Source organism: Bacillus sp. JJ783 (assembly GCF_036963225.1).
Classification (GTDB): Bacteria; Bacillota; Bacilli; order Bacillales; family Bacillaceae_G; genus Bacillus_A; species Bacillus_A cereus_U.
Genome location: NZ_JBALMG010000155.1, coordinates 2,211 through 9,805, shown reverse-complemented (window position 1 = coordinate 9,805; position 7,595 = coordinate 2,211). Strand labels below are relative to the sequence as shown.

The window sequence follows — 7,595 nt, the reverse complement described above, 5'->3', positions numbered from 1 at the left end:
TAATCCCTAATTTCTTTGCGAAATTCTCATGTAAAGATAACTCAGCTTCATACGTATTTTGTGCATGATGCGCCATACGAGCCGTCGTTTCTAATTCAAGAGCCTTTGCAGCACCTAACGTTTGTACTCTAGCAAAATGACTTAAATAATATGAATCTTGAAGCACATAATAACGGAAACTAGCTAAATCTAACGTTCCTTCGCCAAGCTTTTTTACAAAAGGGTGATTGAAACTCGCTTCCCAAATTGAATCTACTTCTTTACGTAATGATTGTGAAAAAGTCATTTAAATCCCTCCAATAATTTATAAAATATAAGTATTTATCCACATTTAATGAAATAAAAAAAACTTTCTTTACAGGCGTAAAGAAAGTGAAATAGACAATATTAATTTATGCATTAAATATCATGTCTTCCCCACTTTCCTACGCTGGCATTAACCAGATCAGGTACTAAGAGTCTCAAAATCACATTTGATCTCAGCCTATAAAAGGCCCCTCTAGTGGATAAATATTTAGTTGTTGTATTGTAATTATCATAGCATATTTCGTGGAACTATCAAAAGTTTTAATTGTACAATTATCTTAAAAACCTTCTTCTTTCCTTACTTTTAATGAAGTTTCAATGATCATATCTAATAGCTTACTATAGCTAATTCCCGCTGCTTCTGCACTTTTCGGCAGTAAACTTGATTGTGTCATCCCTGGTAATGTATTAACCTCCATTACATATGGAATTCCGTCCTTCACCATCATATCAACCCTTGCATAAACACTACATTTTAATGCTTTATAACAAGCCATTGACGCTTTATTTACACGTTCCTTAATTTCAGTTGGAAGTTCAATAACTTCTTCAATTGTACTAACATCATCGTATTTTGCATTGTAATCAAAAAACTCAGCTGCATGTCGAATCGAAATAATAGGTAACTGTTTACCATCAAAAATTGAACATGTAATCTCATCACCTTTTATATACTTCTCAATTACTACTTCAGAATCCCATTCGAATACAGTTTCCAGCATTGAGATTAATTCATTTTTATCATTGACGATCTTTACTCCAACACTTGAGCCACCAGAGTTAGGTTTTACCACTAACGGAAATCCTATCTTATCTAATTCTTCAAGCTTTAAATCATCCATTTTTGTGAGTTCAATCCAATCTGGTGTTTCTACTCCTTCATAACGCAAAATCTTTTTCGAAATATTTTTGTCCATACATATACCGCTAGATAACATATTGCTACCGCTATAAGGAATACCTAAACTCTCAAGCGTCCCTTGAACTGTACCATCTTCTCCATATTTTCCGTGTAATGCTAGCAATGCAAAATCAATGTCTTTCGCTTTTTCAATTAAATCCATTTTTTCATTTAAAGTAATTGGAACTATTTCATACTTACTCTTATCTAAATGTGCAATCATTTCATTCCCAGTCATAATTGATACTTGTTTTTCAGAGGATACTCCTCCCATAATAACGCCAATTCTCATTTTCTCAACTCCAAGTTTCATTTTTTAATGTTTCACCAATTATTTGAATCCCGCTAACAATTTCCTTTTCTTTCAAACGTGAAAATCCTAATCGGAATGTGTTCGCTCCTCCTCCATCAGAGTAAAAAACATCTCCAGGAGAAAACGTAACTCCTTTTTCATAACACTTTTGTAAAAGTGTGCGGGCTTGAATTTTTTCTTCCAACTCTATAAACAAATGAAGTCCACCATCTCCAGTCATTCTTTTAAACGGAATGTACTGATTACACGCCCCAACAGCTAACTCATATTTTTTCTTATAAACAGACCTTGCCTTTTTTAAATATTTTTCAAAATATCCTTCATGTAAATATTGAAACAGAACAGCTTGATCTAACGTAGAAGTGTGAATCGTTCTTGCTCTTTTTACACTTTCTAAATAATGTATCAGTTCTTTATCTGCAATGATCCAACCTACACGTAAACCGGGGAAAAGTACCTTTGAAAAGCTGCTAATATAAATCACATTATTACCAGCCCCTGCAAAAGTTAATAATGGGGCCAAATGTGAACCTGAATAACGTAATTCTTCATTAAAACCATCCTCTATAATAGGAACCTTATATTTCGAAAATAACCTCATCAATTCCGTTCTTTTCTCCGAACTCGTAACAATACCAGTTGGATTATGATAAGAAGGAATCAAATACGCAAAATCAAAATCCTTTTCACGCAAACTTTTTTCTACTTCAGTCGTATCAATACCATCATCATTCATATCTATCCCATGAACTTCAAGTCCATGTAAGCGAAAAAGTTTCAATGCAGCATGGTGAGTTGGATTCTCACAAATAACACGCCCTGATTTTTTCGATAAGGAAGAAAGTACAATATCTAATCCTTCTGTAAATCCATTTGTAATTAAAATATCTTTGTTCGAAATATCTACACCTTTCATTTCCATGTAATGAAGTAGATAATTCATTAACGGTCGATAACCTTTTGCATATCCGTAGTTCAATACGATATCCCCTTCAATGGACATACGAGTAAGAAAAGCTCTTTTGAAATTTTCAACATCAAATAGCTTTTCGTCCGGGGCTATACTATTAAAAACAATCATTCCTTTTTCCCAGCGAACTCCATGTTTCATTAAGTCTAATTCATCCGCTAATGTGGTAACAGCATTAAGTTTATTTTTCCAATCTATTTCAACAGACGAGGTGTTAGATATATCCACCTTCGCAACGAAATTTCCTTTTCCTTTAACTGCATAAATGAGTCCTTCTTGTTCTAAATCCGCGTAAGCAGAGAGTACTGTATTTCTGCTCACTGATAATAATTCACTCAGTTCCCTTGTTGATGGGATTTTTTGATCACCGAGCAAATGCCCTTTCATAATCATCTTTTTTAAATAATCCTTTAATTGAATATAAACGGGACGATCTTTTACAACTTTAAAATCCTTAAACAATTCCTTACCCCCTGCAATTATTTTTGCATATTTATTTCATTCTCAAAAGGTCCACCACATATGTATTTTTTATGAATAGCGGTACGGTTATAAAGCCTATAAATCCTTTCGATATAGATTGATTACATCTTTCAAAGCGGCTGCGGCTGCCCCACGTGGGTTTGAGGCCCCTCCAAGCGTTGTCACTTGTCCCATTGAATCCGTAAAGAATGTAATTCCTTTTTCGGTCCTATTTATATTTGCTAATGGATGTTCTTTCTCTAAATTACAAGGTTTTACACTAAGATTTACTTTTCCATTATCATCTTTATATGCTGATGCAATCAATTTAATAGATTTATTTTGTTCCTTTGCATTTTGAATTTGTTGAGTTGTAACGTGCTCTATTCCGTTTATTTGTATATCTTTGAGTGAATAATCTGTTCCCATTAAACTATTCGTCAAAAGTAATAATTTACAAGCGCTATCCATCCCGCTTACATCTAATAACGGGTTAGTCTCCGCAATTCCTTTATTTTGTGCTTCTTGCAACGCTTCTTCAAACGTCTTATCTTCTTCATGCATCTTTGTAAGAATATAATTTGTTGTCCCGTTCAATATTCCTTCTATTTTTTCAATATGGCAACCTGCTAAACTTAGTTGTCCAATGTCTAATGTCGGTAACGCAGCCGCAGTTGCACCGCTATATCGAATACGTGAGCCTGAAATACGCGCTGCCTCATTTAGTTCACTCCAAGCTGTAACAAGTGCACCTTTTGAAATAGCTACTATATCCATTTGATTTTCAATAGCTTGTTTCATATACTGTTTCCCTGGATTTCCATTTTTAAGATTTGTAGCAGTTGATTCAACCAATACAGTACCATTTATATTAATTGTTCCGCGTTCCTCTGGATAATGGGCGATATATTTTTCAATTGCCGCAGAACCATCACCATACGTCAATAAATCATTAATCTGCAAACCTTTCCCGTTATGTATTGCAATATTTCTTCCTATCACTCCACTAACAACTAACTCAATTCCATATGTTTCATTTATATATAAATATTTTTCGTTTAATAATTTAATAAATTCTTTACCAACTGTCCCATACCCTGATAAAACAACTTGAATTTTCATAATATCCCCCCATATTTTCCTACCAAATCCCTCTTTCAATATAATATAAAGCGCCCCCGAATTCCATCGAGAGCGCTTTATTATTAACTATTGCGGTAGCCATGATAACTTTTCTGCAATTGTTCTATAAAATTCTTGAATATTAGAAAAACCTAACGTGTCTGAAACACTTAATCCTACCATATCGAGATGATCCCAATTTACTTTCGTTTCAATATGATTCCATTTTCCAACCTGTAAAGACTCATTATTATTTACGGCAATATTAGACGAAGGCGCAATCATAGAATTTGTATTTACTACACCGTCATTTTGCCACCAAGATGTATCAATTAATGGGCGATTTTCTTCATATCTTGCATAGGAACCTAAGAAAAATGCATTACCCATTAACACTTTATTCATCGTAATATGAGGTAATTGTAAACCTGTTATAGGTGCTGCTTGCGATGCATGTCCACTATACGATAAGTAATATACATCCGATTGCGTCTTTACCCAATTATTTAACTCTTTTGCACCATCAGTACTTAAATCCCATTGACTTATATCTTTTGTATTTTTCCAAATTGAACTATTTAAAATACGATCAGTATATTGGAAAAAGGACTCTCCACCATTCTTTTTCATACCCCATTGATCCAATTTAAAATCATATAATAATAAATTATTGTTTCCTCCTAAACTTGCAGCAGTAATGAGTAAATCTTTAACGAACGGCAACAAGAGACTTCCATCGGCAAGTGTTGTCCCATTATGCGGAGTTGCTAATGTTGTAACACTATGAACATATGATTTACCACCCTCAAATAGTGGTGATATCTTTGCGTTTGGATAGTTTTTCACATAATTCTTTTCTTCAAAACTCCCTTCCTTTAATAGCTGCACTAATGTTCTTGTCGTTTGTCCACCCATACTATGCCCAACTAAATGTACTTTATTTGTTTCACTCCAATTCGGTGCAAACCCACTATAAGTTCTACCAAAACGATTATGTCCATGTTTCTCAGCGTGCGCCGCACCATAATCTACTGTTCCACCGTTAATTTGCGCATATAATTCACATGCACGGTCCCAATTACTAGAAACAGGGCCAACAGCAGCCGTATGAACTGTATAACCATTTCTTTTTAAATCTTCCTGTATATCATGAACACCACCCCAATATTTTACCCCTAGCATTTCTTCCCTACCCCATCCAGCAAATCCATTCACTAAAATGATAGGATAATTATTTTGTTGCCTCTCTTCAGCGTAAGTTGTTTTCGCTACAAATGAACAAACAGTCACTAATGCAAAAAAACATATTTTTAAAAATAGCTTCCCCATACTTTCTCCCCCTAATAAAACGTTTACATTTTTCCGTGAAAAAGATTTACACAATTCGTTTTTAACTTAAACATAATGTAAAGTATTTTATATACGTTGTATATATAGAAAACATACACAAATGTTGATAAATATTAATTCAAGTAAACATTTACTTTTTACAATACAACTTGTAAATCTAATTATTTGAATTTACAATTTAACGTAGTTTCCTCATGTTAAATGGATTTAATATTCATAAGAAAACTAATTTTATTGCTTGAAAAGGAGGAAAAAAGCATGCAAATCGGATCAAACATTCATACATTATCTCAACCTACTAAAATAACTCCATCTAATCTTGAGCATAATACTATCTCTTCTACTAAGCTTGAAGATAAGAAATCAAATGATCCAATCAAATTTGATATTCGTTCATCTGAAAAAGAAATGAAACAACCTGAGCATAAATTTAACGAATTAGATTTATGGAAGATGTTGAAAGATAAAGGTGTTCCTTTATGGATCATACTTGAAATACTACAAAAAGTCCGTAAAGAAAAAGAAGCTCAAAATAATTCAGTTCAAAATTCAAATACGATTGAAGAAACGAGTGAGACTCGATTAAATGAAGTAATGTAAAGCATAATATTTGATTGGTCTATAAACTAAAAAGAGTTCAAGACTGATAAAGTTTTTATCAACCTTGAACTCTTTTTTAAGATTTTTCTCCAATCGTTACAAACTGAAAAGATACTTCTCCTTCCAAACCTTTAATTAGCTTTGTTACTTTGACATTTTCATTAACCAATGTATTATCTGTCGACATTTTAGGTTTTTCATCTCCTAAAGATTTTTTCAGATGAAGAAGGTGCATTTTCGTTTCATTTGCCTTTATTTCTTTATACACACTATTTTGTGCTACAATCACATACCATTGCGTTGGATATGTACGAGTGTTACCTATCCAAGCGTCACTATCGTATGAAACTGGAATCTCTTTTCCTTCTAATTCAATACTTTTCATATTCTTTTCGTCTTCATGTGTAAACAACAGCGAACCTTCTTTTGGGAATTTCGGTAACGTATCTATAATATAATTGGAGCCATTATCTCGTTTACGAAAAACTTTTTCTTTAATCAATGCTTGTGCTGTAGATTCATTTAAAATTAATACCTGTCCATTTCCAACTTTACCTTTTTTCACAGAAAACACTTCATTTTCTTTCGTAATTTCTTGATAACGATTAATAATTGGTGAAATTTTATTTTCATCTCCAATGATTAATAAACCGTTTGCAGGAAATGGATGTTCCTTTTTAGAGCATGCACTAAAACTTATTAAAAGTAGTATCGTTAACATAAAAATAGTTAAAGTTCTTTTCATCGCGTTTCCTTTCATCATACAATTCATTTTTTCACATACTTTTGTGTAGTCTTACAAGCTAATATACTCTATTGCTCCATAACTTTATAAAGCTTTTGTAGGTAACGCCAACGAGTTATAAAGAAATATAAAACTTGTATACATATAAATGAAATTAAAATAACGATCGAGCTATTTAAAATAGAAAAATCGACTAATTGTTGCAGTGCCGTATACGCAACTACAGTATGAATCACTGCAATGATAATCGGTAAGAAGAACATTAATACTAACTGTCTCGTTACAACTTTTTTTAACTCTCGTTTACTTAATCCCATTTTCGAAATCATTTTATATTGTTGTTGATCACGGTCCAAATCAGTATATAATCGGAAATAAATAAAACTAGCAGCAAATGTAAAGAAAACGATTCCGACTAAAACACTTGCCATAAGTAATAAACCATTCTTTTGCTTTGCCTCCAACAAGTTTAATGTTAAAGCTTCAAAGTAGAAATCTCTGTCCCTAAGATCTTTATCGAATACATTCTTTAATTGATTTGAAATCTCTTTCGTTTTTATCCAATCATCTACAACAAATCCGTAAGTACGATGTTGAATATTTTCATCTTTTGGATTACTCGTATGAGGAATTTCATCATACACATGATCTTGAACAGCAATATAAATACTACTAGGATCATGTGGTAAAACTAAATTCCCCACAGTTTTTTTCACACGAAATGTCTTTGTCCAATCTCCTTGAATGACTTCAATATTTTTTTTATAGTCACCATTTTTAAATTCTTGTTTTTGTGACACCCTCCCAGGGATTAGTAAAATTTCAT

Annotated in this window: 6 protein-coding genes, 2 pseudogenes and 1 riboswitch; of the genes and pseudogenes, 1 reads left to right on the top strand and 7 read right to left on the bottom strand. The window is 32.8% G+C overall.

Annotation, left to right across the window (positions count from 1 at the left end):
* The 5 genes and pseudogenes from V7038_RS25690 to V7038_RS25670 all read right to left on the bottom strand — a co-directional run.
* Positions 1–286: pseudogene (locus tag V7038_RS25690) on the bottom strand (thiaminase II); the annotation flags it as partial.
* 119 nt (positions 287–405) lie between these two features.
* A riboswitch (TPP riboswitch) is annotated at positions 406–511 on the bottom strand.
* A 73-nt stretch (positions 512–584) separates the two neighbouring features.
* On the bottom strand, positions 585–1,499 hold the full coding sequence (locus V7038_RS25685; protein ID WP_016105018.1) for a D-alanine--D-alanine ligase: 915 nt from the start codon (positions 1,497–1,499) through the stop codon (positions 585–587).
* 4 nt (positions 1,500–1,503) lie between these two features.
* Complete coding sequence (locus V7038_RS25680; RefSeq protein WP_002110215.1) at positions 1,504–2,952, bottom strand: PLP-dependent aminotransferase family protein; 1,449 nt, start codon at positions 2,950–2,952, stop codon at positions 1,504–1,506.
* Positions 2,953–3,048: 96 nt separating this feature from the next.
* The gene (locus V7038_RS25675; protein WP_002110216.1) at positions 3,049–4,074 is read right to left on the bottom strand and encodes a homoserine dehydrogenase; all 1,026 of its coding nucleotides are present in this window, start codon (positions 4,072–4,074) and stop codon (positions 3,049–3,051) included.
* Positions 4,075–4,161: 87 nt separating this feature from the next.
* Positions 4,162–5,403: an esterase/lipase family protein gene (locus tag V7038_RS25670; protein WP_070139377.1), complete on the bottom strand. Its 1,242-nt coding sequence runs from the start codon at positions 5,401–5,403 to the stop codon at positions 4,162–4,164.
* A gap of 279 nt (positions 5,404–5,682) precedes the next feature.
* On the opposite strand from V7038_RS25670, the gene V7038_RS25665 reads away from it, so the two are divergent.
* Positions 5,683–6,024, top strand: coding sequence for a DUF3914 domain-containing protein (locus V7038_RS25665; protein ID WP_335695836.1), 342 nt, complete (start codon positions 5,683–5,685; stop codon positions 6,022–6,024).
* Between the two features lie 76 nt (positions 6,025–6,100).
* Here the strand turns inward: V7038_RS25665 and V7038_RS25660 are convergent, their stop codons facing one another.
* Together V7038_RS25660 and V7038_RS25655 are read right to left on the bottom strand one after the other, a co-directional pair.
* Entirely contained in the window at positions 6,101–6,784 is a 684-nt protein-coding gene (locus V7038_RS25660) for a lipoprotein BA_5634 family protein (RefSeq protein ID WP_335695837.1), read from the bottom strand.
* Positions 6,785–6,837: 53 nt separating this feature from the next.
* Positions 6,838–7,595 (bottom strand): annotated as a pseudogene (locus V7038_RS25655) (FtsX-like permease family protein); the annotation flags it as partial.